Annotated in this window: 19 protein-coding genes; 12 read left to right on the top strand and 7 right to left on the bottom strand. The window is 73.4% G+C overall.

Annotated features, from left to right (window positions below; translation table 11 throughout):
* Positions 1-121 precede the first annotated feature (121 nt).
* Positions 122-1,174: an ROK family protein gene (locus tag D7223_RS07675; RefSeq protein WP_120726481.1), complete on the top strand. Its 1,053-nt coding sequence runs from the start codon at positions 122-124 to the stop codon at positions 1,172-1,174.
* 64 nt (positions 1,175-1,238) lie between these two features.
* Here the strand turns inward: D7223_RS07675 and D7223_RS07670 are convergent, their stop codons facing one another.
* Positions 1,239-1,439 (bottom strand): DUF397 domain-containing protein, encoded by a 201-nt coding sequence (locus D7223_RS07670; protein WP_120726479.1) that lies wholly within the window; start codon positions 1,437-1,439, stop codon positions 1,239-1,241.
* Between the two features lie 4 nt (positions 1,440-1,443).
* Positions 1,444-2,289, bottom strand: a complete 846-nt coding sequence (locus tag D7223_RS07665; RefSeq protein ID WP_120726477.1) for a helix-turn-helix domain-containing protein — start codon at positions 2,287-2,289, stop codon at positions 1,444-1,446.
* Between the two features lie 273 nt (positions 2,290-2,562).
* Here D7223_RS07665 and D7223_RS07660 point away from each other — a divergent pair, with 273 nt between their 5' ends.
* Positions 2,563-2,778 (top strand): hypothetical protein, encoded by a 216-nt coding sequence (locus tag D7223_RS07660; protein WP_120727084.1) that lies wholly within the window; start codon positions 2,563-2,565, stop codon positions 2,776-2,778.
* Positions 2,779-2,836: 58 nt separating this feature from the next.
* On the opposite strand, the gene D7223_RS07655 is transcribed toward D7223_RS07660, so the two are convergent.
* Positions 2,837-4,111: an ATP-binding protein gene (locus tag D7223_RS07655; protein ID WP_120726475.1), complete on the bottom strand. Its 1,275-nt coding sequence runs from the start codon at positions 4,109-4,111 to the stop codon at positions 2,837-2,839.
* 206 nt (positions 4,112-4,317) lie between these two features.
* Here D7223_RS07655 and D7223_RS07650 point away from each other — a divergent pair, with 206 nt between their 5' ends.
* A complete protein-coding gene (locus D7223_RS07650) occupies positions 4,318-5,424 on the top strand; it encodes a D-alanine--D-alanine ligase family protein (RefSeq protein WP_120726473.1) in 1,107 nt (368 codons plus the stop codon).
* Positions 5,425-5,478: 54 nt separating this feature from the next.
* Here the strand turns inward: D7223_RS07650 and D7223_RS07645 are convergent, their stop codons facing one another.
* Together D7223_RS07645 and D7223_RS07640 are read right to left on the bottom strand one after the other, a co-directional pair.
* Positions 5,479-6,129 carry a DUF3515 family protein gene (locus D7223_RS07645; protein WP_120726472.1) on the bottom strand — a complete coding sequence of 217 codons (651 nt, stop codon included), beginning with the start codon at positions 6,127-6,129 and terminating at the stop codon, positions 5,479-5,481.
* Positions 6,130-6,363 carry an Lrp/AsnC ligand binding domain-containing protein gene (locus tag D7223_RS07640; RefSeq protein ID WP_120726469.1) on the bottom strand — a complete coding sequence of 78 codons (234 nt, stop codon included), beginning with the start codon at positions 6,361-6,363 and terminating at the stop codon, positions 6,130-6,132.
* A 201-nt stretch (positions 6,364-6,564) separates the two neighbouring features.
* Between D7223_RS07640 and D7223_RS07635 the strand changes: the two genes are divergently transcribed.
* Both D7223_RS07635 and D7223_RS07630 read left to right on the top strand, forming a co-directional pair.
* A complete protein-coding gene (locus D7223_RS07635) occupies positions 6,565-7,503 on the top strand; it encodes a thiamine-phosphate kinase (RefSeq protein WP_120726467.1) in 939 nt (312 codons plus the stop codon).
* 29 nt (positions 7,504-7,532) lie between these two features.
* Complete coding sequence (locus tag D7223_RS07630) at positions 7,533-8,000, top strand: GNAT family N-acetyltransferase (protein ID WP_120726465.1); 468 nt, start codon at positions 7,533-7,535, stop codon at positions 7,998-8,000.
* Between the two features lie 138 nt (positions 8,001-8,138).
* Here D7223_RS07630 and rpmB read toward each other — a convergent pair whose 3' ends face one another.
* The gene (gene rpmB / locus D7223_RS07625) at positions 8,139-8,330 is read right to left on the bottom strand and encodes a 50S ribosomal protein L28 (RefSeq protein ID WP_011905179.1); all 192 of its coding nucleotides are present in this window, start codon (positions 8,328-8,330) and stop codon (positions 8,139-8,141) included.
* 187 nt (positions 8,331-8,517) lie between these two features.
* On the opposite strand from rpmB, the gene D7223_RS07620 reads away from it, so the two are divergent.
* Together D7223_RS07620 and recG are read left to right on the top strand one after the other, a co-directional pair.
* On the top strand, positions 8,518-10,131 hold the full coding sequence (locus tag D7223_RS07620) for a DAK2 domain-containing protein (RefSeq protein ID WP_120726463.1): 1,614 nt from the start codon (positions 8,518-8,520) through the stop codon (positions 10,129-10,131).
* Positions 10,128-12,329, top strand: a complete 2,202-nt coding sequence (recG, locus tag D7223_RS07615; RefSeq protein WP_120726461.1) for an ATP-dependent DNA helicase RecG — start codon at positions 10,128-10,130, stop codon at positions 12,327-12,329. The genes D7223_RS07620 and recG overlap by 4 nt, the downstream gene beginning before the upstream one ends.
* A 206-nt stretch (positions 12,330-12,535) precedes the next feature.
* On the opposite strand, the gene D7223_RS07610 is transcribed toward recG, so the two are convergent.
* Positions 12,536-13,816: a cell wall anchor protein gene (locus D7223_RS07610; protein ID WP_120726459.1), complete on the bottom strand. Its 1,281-nt coding sequence runs from the start codon at positions 13,814-13,816 to the stop codon at positions 12,536-12,538.
* A 315-nt stretch (positions 13,817-14,131) separates the two neighbouring features.
* Here D7223_RS07610 and rsmD point away from each other — a divergent pair, with 315 nt between their 5' ends.
* The 5 genes from rsmD to rpmF all read left to right on the top strand — a co-directional run bounded on the left by rsmD (position 14,132) and on the right by rpmF (position 16,793).
* Positions 14,132-14,695 carry a 16S rRNA (guanine(966)-N(2))-methyltransferase RsmD gene (gene rsmD / locus D7223_RS07605; protein WP_120726457.1) on the top strand — a complete coding sequence of 188 codons (564 nt, stop codon included), beginning with the start codon at positions 14,132-14,134 and terminating at the stop codon, positions 14,693-14,695.
* A complete protein-coding gene (gene coaD / locus D7223_RS07600; protein ID WP_120726455.1) occupies positions 14,692-15,180 on the top strand; it encodes a pantetheine-phosphate adenylyltransferase in 489 nt (162 codons plus the stop codon). The genes rsmD and coaD overlap by 4 nt, the downstream gene beginning before the upstream one ends.
* Before the next feature lie 263 nt (positions 15,181-15,443).
* A complete protein-coding gene (locus D7223_RS07595; RefSeq protein WP_091064048.1) occupies positions 15,444-15,941 on the top strand; it encodes an SPFH domain-containing protein in 498 nt (165 codons plus the stop codon).
* A 109-nt stretch (positions 15,942-16,050) separates the two neighbouring features.
* Positions 16,051-16,614, top strand: coding sequence for a YceD family protein (locus tag D7223_RS07590; protein ID WP_120726453.1), 564 nt, complete (start codon positions 16,051-16,053; stop codon positions 16,612-16,614).
* Between the two features lie 5 nt (positions 16,615-16,619).
* Positions 16,620-16,793 carry a 50S ribosomal protein L32 gene (gene rpmF / locus D7223_RS07585; protein WP_120726451.1) on the top strand — a complete coding sequence of 58 codons (174 nt, stop codon included), beginning with the start codon at positions 16,620-16,622 and terminating at the stop codon, positions 16,791-16,793.
* The last annotated feature ends 71 nt before the right edge of the window (positions 16,794-16,864 follow it).

The raw sequence follows: 16,864 nt of genomic DNA, 5'->3' as shown, positions 1-16,864 counted from the left end.
GCGGGCGGACGGCCGGTCCGACCGGTCGGATCCGCGGGTTCGGCCGCTTTCGGCGTGGTCGGGGCGGGTAAGGGGAACTAACCTCACGTCAGGTTCTCCGGCCGTGGAGGGGTGGAATCGGGTGGGTAGCACAGGGGTGCCGGTGGTCGTCGGGCTGGACAACGGCGGGACCAGCAACAACGCCACGGTGCTCACCGTGGAGGGCCGGTTCCTCGTCGACGGTCTGGTGGAGATCCCGAGCGAGGTGCGGACCGGCCCGGAGGCGGCGATCGAGGCGCTGGGACGCGCGTTCGAGGGCGTGCTGGCGCTGACCGGGGTGCCCCGGGACCTGGTCCGGGCGGTCGGGCTGGACACCCCCGGTCCGGCCAGCGCCGACGGGGTCATCTCCGCGCGCGGCTCGACCAACTTCTCGCAGCCGGCCTGGCGTGGCTACGACGTGCGGGGCGCGCTGGAACGGCGACTCGGCCTGCCGGTGGTCTACCTCAACGACGGCAACGCCGCGGCCCTGTACGCCCACCACACCTACTTCGGCACCGACGCGATGCGCCGCTCGTCGGTCGCCGCGATCGTGGGCACCGGGCTCGGTGGTGGCGTGGTGGAGGCCGGCCGGGTGATCGCCGGGGCGGCCGGCATGGCCGGCGAACTCGGTCACGTGCACCTGCCGCTGGCCGGGCTGCTCGCCCCGGGCCAGCCGGAGCCGACGTGCGCCTGTGGGTTCGCCGGTGACGCCGAGAGCGTCGCGTCGCTGACCGCCATCGAGCGGAACCTGCTGCCGTACTGGCTGACCCGTTTCCCCGGGCATCCACTGGCCGCCGAGGAGCCGGCCCGGGCGGCGAAGCTGGTCCGGGCGTACGGGGAACGGGGTGACGAACTGGCCCGGGAGATCTTCCGGCAGCAGGCGGCGGCGATCGGCCGGCTGTTCACCGTGGCGGCCAACTTCACCGACCCGCACGCGTACTTCGTCGGCGGCGGCGTGGTGGAGGCGGCCCCGGAGTTCCGCGACTGGTTCCTGGCGACCGTACGCGAGCACACCGTGCTGCGGGAGGAACAGGCCGCGGTGGCGACCTTCGCGCTGGTGCCGGAGCGTGACATGGCCGGTGCCCGGGGTGTGGCCATCGCCGCGCTGGAGGCCCTGCGCGGCGCGCCCGCGCCCGAACCCCTGGTCGGCGGCTGACCCCGGCGGTCGGCGCCGGCCGGGTCGGACCCGTGGCGGCGCGGACCGCCGCCACGGGTCGGGTCTAGGACCGCGGCGGCGCGGCGGCGAACGCCGCCCAGACGGCCGGCGGGAAGAGCAGCACGGGGCCGGCCGGGTCCTTGGAGTCCCGCACGCCGACCGTCTCCGGGGCCCGGGCCACCTCGACGCACGCCCCCTCGTCCCCGCTGTGACTGCTCTTGTGCCATCCCGCGCGTGCCAGCGCCGCGTCCGTCGTCGTGGTCATACCTCTACCGTCCCTTCAGCAGTTGGAGGAGCTGATCCCGGCTGTCGGCCGGGCTGAGCGCCACGGTGCGCAGGTGCTCCATGATCTTGGTGCAGGTACGCAGGTCGCCCGGCCGGTCGAGGACCATCTGCCCGGCCACCGTCTCGACCGACGCGATGATCGGATCCTCCGGGTCGGCGAACTCCAGGATGTGCAGGGAGCCCCGGGTGCCCCGGTGGTAGCCGGCGGCGAGCGGGATCACCTGCACGGTGATGTTCGGCAGCTCGGTCACCTTCAGCAGGTGGTGCAGCTGCCCCGCCATCACCGAGCGGTCGCCCACCGGCCGCAGCAGCGCGGCCTCGTCGATGATCGCGTCGAAGATGGGCGGGTCGTTGCCGGTGAGCCGCTCCTGCCGGTCCAGTCGGAGCTGGACCCGCTGCTCGACCTGGTCGTCGCCGAGGGTGTGCGGGCCGCCGCGCATCACCCCACGGACGTAGTCGGCGGTCTGGAGGAGGCCGGGCACCACCGAGGGCTCGAAGTTGGCGATGCCGGTCGCCTCGGCCTCCAGGGCGATGAAGTCGATGGTGCGGCGGTCCAGCAGGTACGAGTAGGACACCCACCAGCCGGGCTTGCGTGCGTCCTTGGCCAGTTGCACCGCCGCCGCGACGTCCTCCCCGCCCACCCCGTAGAGGGTGAGCAGCGCGCGTACGGTCGCCGGGTTGACCAGGGTCTGCGCGTTCTCGTACCGGGAGAGCGTGCTGCGGGTGCTGTTGATCTCGTCTGCCGCCGCCTCCAGGGTGAGGCCGGCTGCCTCCCGGTGGGAGCGCAGGGCGATGCCGAGCCGGCGGGCCCGGGCGGTCTTCGGTGCCATGCATCGATGGTCGCATGTTTCCGGGAAGCTGTACATGAGAGAACGTCGATGAGAGTTGCATTCATGGCTATCAGGATGTCAATCTGTCATGGCGTCCTCACCACCGGTTGTCGTGGCGACGGTGGTGGTGGGTGACCGGAGGGGATGGGGCGCACGGTGATCGGGTTTCTCCCCCGTACCCGATCACCGTGTGCCTCGCCCGTTGGCCGTCTGCCGGAAGGACTCGACGTGCGTCCTGCTCAGCAGTCCCGCACCGATCGCGCCGGCGGCACCCTGACCCGGTTCCTGGTGGTGCTCACCGACGTCCGACCGGCCGACGGCGTCGGACGGGACGAACGCACCACCCCGGAACGGCGGCGACAGGTCGTCGGCGCGAGCAGCCGGGAGGCCGCCGACCGGATCGCCGGGGCCTTCATGGCGCTGGGCATGGTGCGGGCCGGCCGGCAACGGGTGAAGGTGATCGCCGTCGGCCGGCGTCGCGCACCGTGAGACCCGCCCCCGGCGGCGGCCTGGCCCGAGGACCGCGCCGGGGGCGTTCCCGCGCCGCTCAGAGAAGCTTGCGCCGCTTCAGGTAGGCGACCAGGTCGTCGTAGACCCCACCCTCGTTGGCGAACATCGCCACGTTGCGGGCGGTCGCCATCCACGGCCGGGTGGACGGGCGGACCTCCTTCAGCGCCCGCTCCAGGTCCCGTTGCTCGATCATCCGCACCTCGCCGCTGCGCACCGAGTCGGCCATCGCGAACTCCGCGGCCGTCTCGCAGAGGTGGGCCAGGTCCGCCCCGGAGTAGTCCTCGGTCCCGGCGACGACCTTCCGCAGGTCGATGTTGGCGATCGGCCGCTGGCGCAGGTGGTACTCCAGGATGGACCGGCGCGCCTCGGCATCCGGCGGGAGCACCAGCACCACCCGGTCCAGGCGGCCGGGGCGACGCAACGCCGGGTCCACGTCCCACGGGGTGTTCGTCGCGGCCAGCACGAACACGCCCTCGTTGCTGCCCTCCATCCCGTCCAGCTCGGCCAGCAGCTGGTTGCCCAGCGTCCGCATCGAACTGGAACCCACCTGCGAACGCTTGTGGCCCAGCGCGTCGACCTCGTCCAGGAAGAGGACGCAGGGCGCGTTGCGGCGGGCCGCCTGGAACAGCTCGTGCAGGTTGCGCTCCGAATTGCCCATCCACATGTCCAGCACGTCCACGATGGACAGCGAGATGAACTTCGCGCCCATCTCGCCGGCCACCGCCCGGGCCAGGAACGTCTTGCCGCAGCCCGGCGGGCCGTACAGCATCAGGCCGCCGCGCAGGCTCTTGCCGTACATCCGGCGCAGCTCGGGATTGCGCAGCGGGCCAAGGAAGGCCAGCTCCAGCCGCTCCTTCACCGCCGCCATCCCGCCCACGTCGGCCAGCCGGATCCCGGAGACCTCCACGTCGTACACCCGGTCGTCGTCGCCGGCCACCGGCTCCGGCTCGTCGCCGGCGCGGGCGAAGCGCGGCGGTACGACGTCGGCCAGCTCCTGCTCGTAGGCGGCGAGCGGGTCCGCGCCGGCGGTCGCGGTCGGACCACCGGGCCCGGCCGCCGGACGCTGCGCCGGCGGTCGCGGGCCGGCCGTCGGCGACCCCGAGGCCGGGGGTACGCCCAGCGCGCGCTGCATCAACGCCTGCGCCTCGTCGCTGCCCGGATCGCGGGCCAGCGCCTGCCCGATCTGTGCGATCGCCTCGGCGGAGCGGCCGGCGTCCAGCAGCAGCGTGGCTAGGTGCAGGCGGAGCGGCAGGTCGTCCGGACGGGCGTCGAGGGCCGCCGTGAGCGAGTCCAGGAGGGGGTCGGGGCTCATAGGACGAGCAGCGTAGTGTCCGTCGTGGCGACCCGGTGACCCCGCGCCTGCCGTCACGCACCGTGTATGCCGTGATGACCGATTGCCGGCCCACCGCTCGGTGCCCGGGTATCGCCCGCCGATGCTGGCCACGCACAGTAAGGTCAATCCGGTGACCGCCAGCGGCGAGCACGACGAGTGAGTCAGTCGTACGAGAGGTGACCCCAGTGACCACCCCAGGCAGGACCCGCGTGGCGGTCGTCTTCGGCGGACGCAGCCCGGAGCACGGCATCTCGTGCGTCAGTGCCGGCAGTGTGCTCGGCGCGCTCGACCCGGACGAGTTCGAGGTGGTGCCGGTGGGCATCACCCGCGCCGGTCAGTGGGTGCTGACCAGCGGCGAACCCGGCCAACTGGCGATCCAGGACCGCCGCCTGCCGGAGATCACCGCCACCTCCGGCACCGACATCGTGTTGCGCGCCGACCCGACCGGCAACGGGCTGATGGTGCTGGACCCCACCGAGGGGCCTCGCGCGCTCGCCGACGTCGACGTGGTGTTCCCGGTGCTGCACGGCGCGTACGGCGAGGACGGCACCATCCAGGGCATGCTGGAGATGGCCGGCATCCCGTACGTCGGTGCGAACGTGTTCGCGTCCGCCGCCGCGATGGACAAGGAGTTCACCAAGAAGCTCTGTGCCGCCGAGGGGATCCCGGTCGGCCCGTACGCGGTGCTGCGCAACGGGATGACGCTGAGCGAGGAGGACAAGCAGCGCCTCGGCCTGCCGGTCTTCGTCAAGCCCTCCCGGGCCGGATCGTCCTTCGGCATCACCAAGGTCGACGACTGGGCGGAGCTGGACGCCGCCGTGGCCACCGCCCGGCAGATCGACCCGAAGGTGCTCGTCGAGGGCGCGATCGTGGGCCGCGAGATCGAGTGCGGGGTGCTGGAGGGCGAGGCGGGCGGCGTGCCCGAGGCGTCGGTGCTGGCCGAGGTGCGGGTGGTCGGCGACTACGACTTCTACGACTTCGAGGCGAAGTACATCGACTCCGAGTCCGCCTGCGAGTACGACATCCCGGCCGGCCTGCCCGAGCGCGTCACCCGCCAGGTGCAGGAGTACGCGGTCCGCGCCTTCACCGCGCTGGACTGCGCCGGGCTGGCCCGGGTCGACTTCTTCGTCACCCCGGAGCTGGACGTGTACCTCAACGAGATCAACACGATGCCCGGTTTCACCCCGAGTTCGATGTTCCCCCGGATGTGGGCCGCGGCCGGCCTGGAGTACCCGAAGCTGGTCAACCGCCTCATCCGCACCGCCCTGCACCGCGGCACCGGCCTCCACTGACCGTCCCGCCCGCCCGCCGCCCCCGCCGTGGCTCACTGCGGGTGGGCGGGTGGGTCAGCCCTGGCAGCCGGCGGGGGCGGGGGCCGCGGACGGGACCGAGGCGACGATGGTGTCCGAGATCCCGGCGACCCACTGGAGGGGCTGCTCGTAGGCACCCGGCACGCGTACCGACACGGCCGTCTCCCGGTCGACGGTGGTGAGCACCGCGGCGTCGGCCTGCTGGGCGAGATGCCAGCAGACCTTGTTGACCGTCCAGACGTCCTCGGTCGGTCCGACGGAGGGCTCGGCGCCGCCGCAGGCGACGGTGAGCGCCGGGTCGCCGTACGCGGCGTTCTGCTCCGGGCCGGCGGTGACCGGACGCTGCGCCAGGTCCCGGACCGTGTCCGGCAGTTGGGAGAGCAGGGCGCGGCAGACCACGGCGGGGCGCTCGGCCAGCGGCGGGGCGGCCATCGGCACCGGGGTGGTGGACTGCACCCGGGGTGCCGACGCGCTGGGGTCGGGGTCGGCCGCCGGCTCGTCCGGGGCGAACGCGGCCAGGGCGAGGAACGCCACCAGCAGGGTGATCGGCAGCGCGACCGCCGTCGCGATCAGTGCGGCGCGCCGGGTCGTCCGGTCCGGGGCGGGACGCTCGGCCGGGCCGGCCGCCGGCCGGTCGTCGTCGGTCCGGTCGTTCCCGGCCAGCGTGGAGTCACTGATCTTGTCCACTTACAGTCGCACCACCGAACACGTGAGGGTGCGGGTGATCCCGGGCACCATCTGCACCTTGCTGACGATCAGTTTGCCGAGCTCGTCGACGGTGTTCGCCTCGGTGAGGACGACCACGTCGTACGGCCCGGTGACGGCGTCGACGCGGACCACGCCGGGGATGTCCGCGATCTGGCCGGCCACGTCACGTGCCCGGCCGACCTCTGTCTGGATGAGGATGTACGCCTGAACCACGACAAGACCTCCGTCCGTCGCCGCCGTGGGCGGCCCGAAGGGAGAAAGTACCTTACGGACCAGGTCGGATCCCTATCGGTGGTCGAGGAGAAGCGGTGAGCGAGCGCAGCGGAGCGGCGGCATGAGCGAGCGGGAGCGAGCGAATCATCGGTTCGGGGCGGTGGTGCCTCATGATGGCGCGGAGCGCAGCGGAGCGGCGGCATGAGCGTCGGTGGGGTCGGGGAGTTCGGCCTGATCGACCGGGTGACGGCCCGGTTGTCGTACGGGTCGACCGTCCTGCTCGGTCCGGGGGACGACGGCGCGGTGGTCGCCGCCCCGGACGCCCGGGTGGTCGCGTCGACCGACGTGCTGGTGGAGGGGCGGCACTTCCGGCGGGACTGGTCCTCGGCGCGTGACGTCGGCCACCGCGCCGCCGCGGCGAACCTGGCCGACGTGGCGGCGATGGGCGCGACGCCGACCGCGCTGCTGGTGGCGCTCTGCGTGCCGCCGGACCTGGAGACCGCCTGGGCCGAGGAACTGGCCGACGGGCTGGGTGCGGAGGCGGCGGCGGTCGGCGCGAGCGTGGTGGGCGGCGACATGTCGGCCAGCCCGACGCTGACCATCGCGGTCACCGCGCTGGGCGACCTGGGCGGTGTGGCGCCGGTGACCCGGTCCGGAGCCCGGGCGGGCGACGTGCTGGCCCTCGCCGGGCGGACCGGGCACGCGGCGGCCGGGCTGACCGTGCTCTCCCGGGGCTTCCGGACGCCTCGGCTGCTGGTCGAGGCGTACCGCCGGCCGGAGGTGCCCTACCCGGCCGGGCCGGAGGCCGCCCGCCGGGGGGCCACGGCGATGATCGACGTGTCGGACGGGCTGCTGGCCGACCTGGGCCACGTCGCGAAGGCCAGCGGGGTCCGGATCGACGTCCACCGGGACGCGTTCGAGGTGCCCCGGCAGATGCGGGACGCCGCGCAGGCGCTCGGCGTCGACCCGTACTCCTGGATCCTCGCCGGTGGCGACGACCACGCCCTGGCCGCGACCTTCCCGGCGGGCGTGGCGCTGCCCGACGGGTGGCGCGCGATCGGCCGGGTGGGCGACGGCGCGGGCGTCACGGTGGACGGCGGGCGGTACGACGGACCGACCGGCTGGGACCACTTCCGGTAAGGGCCCCGGGCGGTCGTACCCTTTACTCCGTGAGCGACTTGGAGATCCACGCGGTGCGCTTCGACGCGCCGGTGGCGCAGCGCCTGATCCGCGACGCGCTGGCCGACCTGGGTGCCCGGTACGGCGGCAGCGGGGACGAGACCCCGGTGGACGCCGCCGAGTTCGCGCCACCGGCCGGCGCCTTCCTGGTCGCGCTGCTCGGTGGGGAGCCGGTCGGGTGCGGCGGCTGGCGCAGCCACGGTGCCGCGGGGGACACGGCGGAGCTGAAGCGGATGTACGTGGCCCCGGCCGCGCGCGGCCGGGGCGTGGCGCGGGCGGTGCTGGCCGCCGTGGAGCGGTCCGCGCGGGACCACGGCCGCAAGCGGGTCATCCTGGAGTGCGGCGACCGGCAGCCCGAGGCGATCGCGCTGTACACGTCCGGCGGCTACCAGCGGATCCCGAACTTCGGCTTCTACAAGGACGAACCGGGCTGCCTGTCCTTCGGCCGCACCCTCTGACGCGGCGCGGCGCGGCCCCGATCCGGCGCCCGGATCCGGGCGGAGCCCGGTGCGGCCGGAGCCGTCGGGCACGACAAAGCCGGCGGACCGTGACGGTCCGCCGGCAGTGACGAGTCTTCGAGGTGAGGGAACCCCGCGTCAGGCGCGGGTGACCTTGCCCGCCTTGATGCAGGAGGTGCAGACCTTCAACTTCTTGGTGTTGCCGCCACCGGCCGGGGTACGCACCGACTGGATGTTCGGGTTCCAGCGGCGGTTGGTCCGCCGGTGCGAGTGGGACACGTTGTGGCCGAAGCCCGGTCCCTTGCCACAGACGTCGCACACGCTAGCCACGGGATACTCCTGGGATTGATACGTTCATGAGGTCGCCGCCAGGCGCTGCCCGGGCAACCTGGTCAGGTTACCCGATGACCGGCCGGACCGACGAATCGCCCCCGACGGGGGCGACGGGCGCGGGACACGTCCCGGCGGGGTCGGTGGAGCCGGGCGGGCGTCGGTGCGCGCCAGTAGGCTACTCGCCGTGCTGGACACCCTCGACGCCGCCGCGGTCCGCCGTTGGTGCGCGGGTGGGCTGGCCGCGCTCCGGCAACACCAGGGCGAGATCGACGACCTGAACGTCTACCCGGTGCCCGACGGGGACACCGGCACCAACCTCGTGCTCACCCTCACCTCGGCCCAGCAGGCCCTGGCGATGGACCTGGACACGCTGCCCGACGCCGGGCCGACACCGCACGGGCACGCCCTGCGGCTGATGGCCCGGGGCGCCCTGCTCGGCGCGCGGGGCAACTCGGGGGTGATCCTCTCGCAGATCCTGCGCGGCTTCGCCGACGCGGCGGCGACCGTGCCGGCGGTGGGTGGTCGGGAGCTGTCGGTCGCGCTGCGCCAGGCGGCCAGCGCCGCCTACGCCGCGGTGGCCAGACCGGTCGAGGGCACGGTGCTCAGCGTGGTGGCCGCCGCCGCCGGCGCGGCCGAACGCGCGGCGGGCGACGGCCTGCCCGCGGTCGCCCGGGCGGCGGCGACGGAGGCGGCGGCGGCCCTGGCCCGCACCCCGGGCCAGCTGCCCGCGCTGGCCCGCGCCGGTGTGGTCGACGCCGGCGGGCGGGGCCTGTGCGTGCTGCTCGACGCGCTGGTCGAGGTGGTGACCGGGGAGAGCCCCGCGCATCCGGCGCCCGCCGGGGTTCCGGTCCGCCCGCCGGTGACGGCCGTCCGCGAGACCGGCTCCGAGGAGTACGCCTACGAGGTGCAGTTCCTGCTCGACGCCGAGCCCGGGTCGGTGGCCCGGTTGCGGACCCGCCTCGCCGAGCTGGGCGACTCGCTGGTGGTGGTCGGCGACGGCGGCGCCGGCGGTGGCACCTGGAACGTGCACGTCCACGTCAACGACGTGGGTGCCGCGATCGAGGCGGGGGTGGAGGCCGGCCGCCCGCACCGGATCTCGGTGACCCGCTTCGCCGACCAGGCCACGCCCGCCGCGCCGGTGCTCCCGGACGGCCGGGCCGCGGTGGTGGTCGCCGCCGGCGCGGGCATCGCCGAACTGTTCGCCGGCGAGGGGGCGACGGTGGTCCCCGGCAATCCGTCGACCGGCGAGCTGCTCGACGCCATCCGGGCGACCGGCGCGGCCCGGGTGGTGGTGCTGCCCAACGACCCGAACACGTCTGCCGTGGCGAGCAGCGCCGCCCGGGAGGCGCACCGGCTGGGCGTGAAGGTCAGTGTGGTGCCGACCCGCTCACCGGTGCAGGCGCTCGCCGCGCTCGCGGTGCGTGATCCCGCCCGGCGCTTCGAGGACGACGTGATCGCGATGGCCGAGGCGGCCGGCGCCTGTCGTTACGCCGAGGTGTGCCACGCCAGCCGGGAGGCGCTGACGGTGGCCGGTCCGTGCCGGCCGGGCGACGTGCTGGCCCTGGTCGAGGGCGAGGTGCACCTGATCGGGGCGAGCCTGCTCGACACCTGCACCGCCGTGGTCGACCGGATGCTCGGCGGCGGCGGTGAACTGGTCACCCTGCTCTCCGGCGCGGACGCGCCGGACGGGCTGACCGACGCCGTCCGCGACCACGTGCGAAGTGCCTGGCCCTTCGTCGAGGTGCACGCCTTCCCGGGCGGCCAGCCGCACTACCCGCTCCTGATAGGTGTCGAATGAGTTCCGAGGCGACCACGGTCGACACGCCGCTGAAGAAGCTGGTGGGGGAGAAGACGGCGAAGGCCCTCGCCGCCCATCTGGAGCTGCACACGGCCGGCGACCTGATCTACCACTTCCCGCGCCGCTACGACGAGCGCGGCGAGCACACCGACATCCGTTCGCTGGACGTCGGTGAGCAGGTCACCGTGCTGGCCCAGGTGCAACGCACCGCCGTACGCCCGATGCGGCAGCGCCGGGGCAACCTGCTGGAGGTGACCGTCGGCGACGGCTCCGGCGGGTCGCTGACCCTCACCTTCTTCGGCAACCAGGCGTGGCGGGAGCGGGAGCTGCGGCCCGGCCGGTGGGGGCTGTTCGCCGGGAAGGTCACCGAGTTCCGGGGCAGACGGCAGCTCAACGGCCCGGAGTACGTCCTGCTCGGCGAGGGCGGCGACGGCGAGGCGGCGGCGAACGAGGAGATCGAGGAGTTCGCCGGCGCGCTCATCCCGGTCTACCCGGCCGCGGCGGCGATGCCGACCTGGGTGATCGCCCGCTGCGTCCGGGTCGTGCTGGACACGTTCACCCCGCCGGAGGATCCGCTGCCGGCGACCGTACGGGCCACCCGCAAGCTGATCGGCATCGACACGGCGCTGCGCGAGATCCACCGGCCGTCCAGCAAGGAGGCGCTCTACCGGGCCCGGCGGCGGCTCAAGTGGGACGAGGCGTTCGCCGTGCAGCTCACCCTGGTGCAGCGCAAGCACCGGGCCGCCGCCTCGCCGGCCCGGCCCCGCCCCGCCACGTCGGGGGGCCTGCTCGACGCGTTCGACGCCCGCCTGCCGTACGAGCTGACCTCCGGCCAGCGCGACGTCGGCGTGGAGATCGCCGCGGACCTGGCCACCGCGCACCCGATGCACCGGCTGTTGCAGGGCGAGGTGGGTTCGGGCAAGACCGTGGTGGCGCTGCGCGCGATGCTCCAGGTGGTCGACTCCGGTGGCCAGGCCGCGCTGCTCGCCCCGACCGAGGTGCTCGCGGCCCAGCACCACCGGGGCATCCTCGACCTGCTGGGTCCGCTGGGCCGGGCGGGTGAGCTGGGCGCCGCCGAGCAGGCCACCCGGGTCGAGCTGGTCACCGGCTCGCTGGGCGCGGCGGCCCGGCGTCGGGCGCTGGCCGAGGTGGCCGGTGGCGGCGCCGGCATCGTGCTGGGCACGCACGCCCTGCTGTACGAGGGGGTCGACTTCGCCGACCTCGGCCTGGTGGTCGTCGACGAGCAGCACCGGTTCGGTGTGGAGCAGCGGGACGCGTTGCGGGCCAAGGCCGACCAGCCGCCGCACGTGCTGGTGATGACCGCCACCCCGATCCCACGCACGGTGGCGATGACGGTCTACGGCGACCTGGAGACCTCCACCCTCTCCCAACTGCCGCAGGGGCGTTCACCGATCGCCTCGCACGTGGTCCCGGTCGCGGAGAAACCGGCCTTCCTGGACCGGGCGTGGCGTCGGATCCGGGAGGAGGTCGCCGCCGGCCACCAGGCGTACGTGGTGTGCCCGCGTATCGGTGAGGGCGCAGCCTCGGAGGAGGAGCCGCCGAAGGAGGACGACAACGGCCGGCGGCCGCCGATGGCGGTGACCGAGGTCGCGCCGCTGCTCGCCGAGGGGCCGCTGCGCGGGTTGCGGATCGGCGTCCTGCACGGCCGGCTGCCCGCCGACGAGAAGGACGCGGTGATGCGGTCCTTCGCCGCCGGCGACGTCGACGTGCTGGTCGCCACCACGGTGGTCGAGGTGGGCGTCAACGTGCCCAACGCGACCGTGATGATCGTGCTGGACGCCGACCGGTTCGGCGTGTCCCAACTGCACCAGCTGCGCGGCCGGGTCGGCCGGGGCACGGCACCCGGTCTGTGCCTGCTGGTGACCGAGGCGGTCGAGGGCTCGTCGTCCCGGGAGCGGCTGGACGCGGTGGCGTCCACGACGGACGGTTTCACTCTCGCCGAACTGGACCTGGAACAGCGCCGCGAGGGCGACGTGCTCGGCGCGACGCAGTCCGGCCGGCGCTCGCACCTGCGGCTGCTGTCGTTGCTGCGCGACGCCGACCTGATCCGGGACGCCCGCGCCGAGGCGATCACCCTGGTCGGCGAGGACCCGGAGTTGGCCCGCCATCCCGCGCTGGCCGCCTCGGTCGCCGCCCTGGTCGACGAGGAACGCGCGGAATACCTGGAGAAGGGCTGACCGGCCCCGCTCGCCGAGGGCGACCATCCCCCGCGCGCCGGGGGCGACCCGTTCCCCGCGTGAAGATCGTGCTCGACCCACGAAGTAGTGGCATCAGCGCGTTGGTGATGCCACTACTTCCGTGATCGAGCGCGATCTTCACGCGGGGGCAAGACGCGAGGGGCGCGCCGACCGGGTGGTCGACGCGCCCCTCAGGTCAACTCGGGTCAGGCGGTGAAGCGGACCCGACGCCGACGGGCCATGACGAACAGCACCGCGCCCAGGGCGAGCAGTGCGACCGCGCCCGCGGCGATGCCGCCGGCCGCCGCGCCGGTCACCGGCAGGCTGGGATCGCCGCCGCCTTCGCCGCCCTTGTCACAGTCGGCCGGCTGTTCCCACGCCAGCGGACCCCCCGAGTCCAGGTCGCCGGTGACGGTGACACTGAAGCCCGGACCGGCCGGGAAGGTGACCGTCTCGGTCGTGCCCGGCTCGACGGTCACCGTCTTGGCGGTGCCGGTGCTCGGCGTGAAGGTCGAGGCCAGCGACGCACCGTTCGCCGGGTTGACGATCTGGAAGGTCATCTCGTCGCAGCTGAAGGTGTAGCCGGCCTCGGGCTCGCCGACCTCCGGCTCCTGGCAGTCCTGGGGCTTCTCCCAGCCGCCGGTCCAGGTCTGCATGCCCTTGGCGGCGACGGTGATCTCCTTCGCCTGCTCGGCGGTGAGCGCCACCGTCTCGATCGCGCGCAGCGCGACGGTGACGGTCTTGGCGAAGCCGGCGCCGCCGGTGACGACGAAGTCGGCCGACGCGTTGCCGGTGCGGTTGACCAGGGTCAGCTCGACGGTGCCGTCGCAGTCGGATGCGGCGATCACCTCGGGCGCGGCCTCACAGGTCCCCTTGCCGCCGTTGTACCAGGCGCGCGGGCCCTCCGAACGGGCGCCGATGCCGGAGGAGCTGCCCACCTTGCGGTCGCCGTACCGGTCGCTGGTGTCGGTCAGCGGGTCGATGATCGTGCTGCCGAAGACGAAGTCGACCTGCGTGTAGCAGGCCGGAACCTCGACCTCGAAGTCAAGGGTGGCCACGCCCAGCTCGCCGTCCGCGACGCCGGTGAAAGCCTGCACCGACTTGTCCAGCACGTACTGCGGGACCGCGAACGCCGCCGACGGCGTCACATAGGACACCAGGGCCAGCTCCTGCTTCTCGCCGGCGCAGAGCGGACCGTTGGTCAGCGTGATGGACGCCGTACCGGCCGGGCCGTCGAACGTGTGCGTGTAGCGGGCGTCGGCGGCGGTGACGCACGTCGGCCCCTCGGGCGCCGGGGTCACCGTCGGCTGGGCGGTGACCGTCGGCTCGGCAGTGGCCGTCGGCTGGGCGGTGGCGGTCGTCGCGGGGGACGGCGTCGGGTCGGTGGCGAGTGCCGGCGAGGCGACCGCGAACGCCGTAGCGAGGCCGGCCAAGGCGGCGGCGGCCATGGTCAGCGGTCGCCGGCGCGACAGCATGGTACGGGTCACGCGTACTCCTGGGGTGCTGGTGCGTCAGGGGTGTCGGCGCGGGAGGGACGGTCGGAGGGGGTCGCGGATGGCGTCGCGCCCTCCGGGGAAGGGCGCCGTCCCGTGCCGTGGGCCGGCGGCGTCCGCCGGCACCGGCAGACCCTAGCGAGATCACCGCGTGCGGCACAGCGCTCAGCAACCGTCAAGAATGATGTTATGAATGTGAGATCATTGATATACACGGCGTGCGCGAAGGGGTCACCTTCCGCCACGGACGGTGTCGCCGCTGCCGGGTCGCGGGTCGCGTAGCGTCATCGCCATGAGCAGGAGGAGACGGTGACCCGGATCGTGGCCGGCACCCTCGGCGGCCGGCGGATCGCCGCGCCACCCGGTGCGGGCACCCGGCCCACGTCCGACCGGGTCCGGGAGGCGTTGTTCAGCGCGGTGCAGGCCGACGTGGACCTGGCCGGCGCCCGGTTCGCCGACCTCTACGCCGGCTCCGGCGCGGTGGGCCTGGAGGCGCTCTCGCGCGGGGCCGCGCACGTCCTGCTGGTCGAGTCCGACCCCCGGGCCGCCCGGGTGATCCGCGAGAACGTGGCGGCGCTGCGGGCCGCGGCGGGCGCCCGGCTGGTCACCGGCAAGGTGGCCACCGTGCTGGCGGCCGGGCCGGACGGCGGCCCCTACGACGTGGTCTTCGCCGACCCGCCGTACGCGATGCCGGACGAGGAGATCGCGGCGGTGCTCGCCGCGCTGGTCGACGGCGGGTGGCTGGCGGCGGACGCCCTGATGGTGGTCGAGCGGTCCAGCCGGACCGGCCCGGTCCCGTGGGTGCGAGGCGTCACCGGGGAACGCAGTCGCCGGTACGGCGAGACCACCCTTTGGTACGGTCGCCGATCATGAGACGTGCGGTGTGTCCCGGCTCGTTCGACCCGGTCACCAACGGACACCTCGACATCATCGGTCGGGCCAGCCGGTTGTTCGACGAGGTGATCGTCGGTGTGCTGGTGAACCAGTCGAAGAGCGGCCTGTTCACCGTCGAGGAGCGGATCGAGATGCTCCGCGAGGTGAGCGCCTCGTACGAGAACGTCCGCGTGGAGTCCTTCCGCGGCCTGCTGGTGGACTTCTGCCGGGCGCAGGAGGCGAGCGTACTGATCAAGGGCCTGCGGGCGGTGAGCGACTTCGACTACGAGCTCCAGATGGCCCAGATGAACATCGGCCTGGCCGGCGTCGAGACCCTCTTCATGCCGACCAACCCGCTCTACTCCTTCATCTCCTCCAGCCTGATCAAGGACGTGGCGAAGTGGGGCGGCGACATCTCGTCCCACGTCCCGGACGTGGTCCGCGCCGCCCTCCAGTCCCGCCTGGGCCCCACCCCCCGCCCCTGACCCTCCACCACCGCACTCCCGGTTCCGCGATCTTGCACTTTCGGTCGCCGTTTCGCCCTTCTCCTGCACTTTCGTGATGACAGAATGTGCAAGATCGCGAGGGTGGGCGGGGCGGCGGACCGTGGGGTGGGCGGGGACGCGACGCGCCGAGCGGGGTGGATGGGGCGCGGGTCGCCGGCATTCGACATCATGTGTGCAGCGCCGAATCCGGTCTCAGCCCGCATCATTGAGGTCGGCCGAAGAACGACAGGAGTGAGGTACCGGTGGACCCGCTCGATCGCATCGACGAACTGATCGCCATGGTGGAGCAGGCCCGCTCCGTCCCGATGTCGCGCAACAACTGCATGGTCGACCGCGGCGAGATGATCGCCGCGCTCGACGAGATGCGCGCCGAGCTCCCCGCCGACCTCCGGCGGGCCGCCGCGTTGCTCGAGGAGCGCGACAAGATCATGGAGGCGGGCAAGCGGGAGGCCGACCGGATCATCAGCGAGGGTGAGGCGGAACACGCCCGCCTGGTCTCGGTGAACGAGATCACCGTGTCGGCGGAGCACGAGGGGGCGCGGATCATCGCCGAGGCGCGGGCCGAGGCGCAGCGCCTGCGCGAGGAGGTGGACGACTACGTCGACACCGCGCTGGCCAACTTCGAGCAGTTCCTCACCCGGGCCCTGGCCTCGATAGAGCGCGGCCGGGACAAGATGCACGCGCTGCGGGAGATCGGCACCTTCGCTGGGGACGAGGCGGAACGCCCGCTACCCTTCTGAGCGGCACCTCACCAGCCGACGGACGGGGCGGGCGTCGCCCCCGGTTCGACGGTCCGGTGGTCGCCCAGGTAACCTTTTTTGTCGGCCTCTCACCGGCCGGAGTCTGACTATGCCCAAACACACGCCTTCTTCACTCAACCCCAGGGCGCCGCTGGTCCTCGACACGAGGGACCTGCCGCGTCGCCCTGGTGCGTTGCGTACGGTTCAGCGGGTGTCCCCGGCACCGGCGGACCTCGGCGTGGAGTTGATCGGCGTGCCGGAGGGCGCGGACCTCGACCTCGACCTGAGGTTGGAGTCGGTGTCGGAGGGCGTGCTCGTCTCGGGGACCGTCACCGGTCCGGTGCGGGGCGAGTGCGGGCGCTGCCTGCGCGAGATCAACGACTCGGTGGTCGTGAACGTCCAGGAGCTGTACGCGTACGAGAACAGCACCACGGACACCACGACCGACGAGGACGAGGTGGGCCGGATGCAGGGCGATCTGATCGACCTGGAGCCGGCGCTGCGGGACGCGGTGGTGCTCGCACTGCCGACCAACCCGCTCTGCCGGGAGGACTGCCCTGGGTTGTGCCCCGAATGCGGGGTGCACCGGGACGATCTGCCGGCCGACCACAGTCACCAGCAGATCGACCCGCGTTGGGCGGGCCTGTCGCAACTGACCCGTAAAGAGGAGTAGGAACCGTGGCCGTCCCCAAGCGCAAGATGTCGCGCAGCAACACCCGCGCCCGCCGGGCGAACTGGAAGGCCACGGCGGTCGCTACCGTGGCCTGCCCGCAGTGCAAGTCGGCGAAGCTCCCGCACGCCGCCTGCGCCGTCTGCGGCACCTACAACGGCCGCCAGGTCCTCGAGGTCTGACCTGGACGCCGAGTGACGCCCCCGACCCCGGGTCGGGTGGTGCGCGCACCCTGGCAATCGCCCGGTGCTCC

The sequence above is a fragment of the Micromonospora endolithica genome, assembly GCF_003626595.1.
GTDB classification, from domain to species: Bacteria; Actinomycetota; Actinomycetes; order Mycobacteriales; family Micromonosporaceae; genus Micromonospora; species Micromonospora endolithica.
The sequence above is the reverse complement of the archived record's forward strand: the minus strand, read 5'-3'. Positions and strand labels throughout refer to the sequence as shown.

Bases quoted from the DNA above. Each gene is read 5' to 3' on its own strand.
- D7223_RS07670 (WP_120726479.1), bottom strand. From the start codon at position 1,439: ATGACCACGACGACGGACGCGGCGCTGGCACGCGCGGGATGGCACAAG.
- D7223_RS07665 (WP_120726477.1), bottom strand. From the start codon at position 2,289: ATGGCACCGAAGACCGCCCGGGCCCGCCGGCTCGGCATCGCCCTGCGC.
- D7223_RS07655 (WP_120726475.1), bottom strand. From the start codon at position 4,111: ATGAGCCCCGACCCCCTCCTGGACTCGCTCACGGCGGCCCTCGACGCC.
- D7223_RS07635 (WP_120726467.1), top strand. From the start codon at position 6,565: ATGAGCGTCGGTGGGGTCGGGGAGTTCGGCCTGATCGACCGGGTGACG.
- recG (WP_120726461.1), top strand. From the start codon at position 10,128: ATGAGTTCCGAGGCGACCACGGTCGACACGCCGCTGAAGAAGCTGGTG.
- coaD (WP_120726455.1), top strand. From the start codon at position 14,692: ATGAGACGTGCGGTGTGTCCCGGCTCGTTCGACCCGGTCACCAACGGA.
- D7223_RS07590 (WP_120726453.1), top strand. From the start codon at position 16,051: ATGCCCAAACACACGCCTTCTTCACTCAACCCCAGGGCGCCGCTGGTC.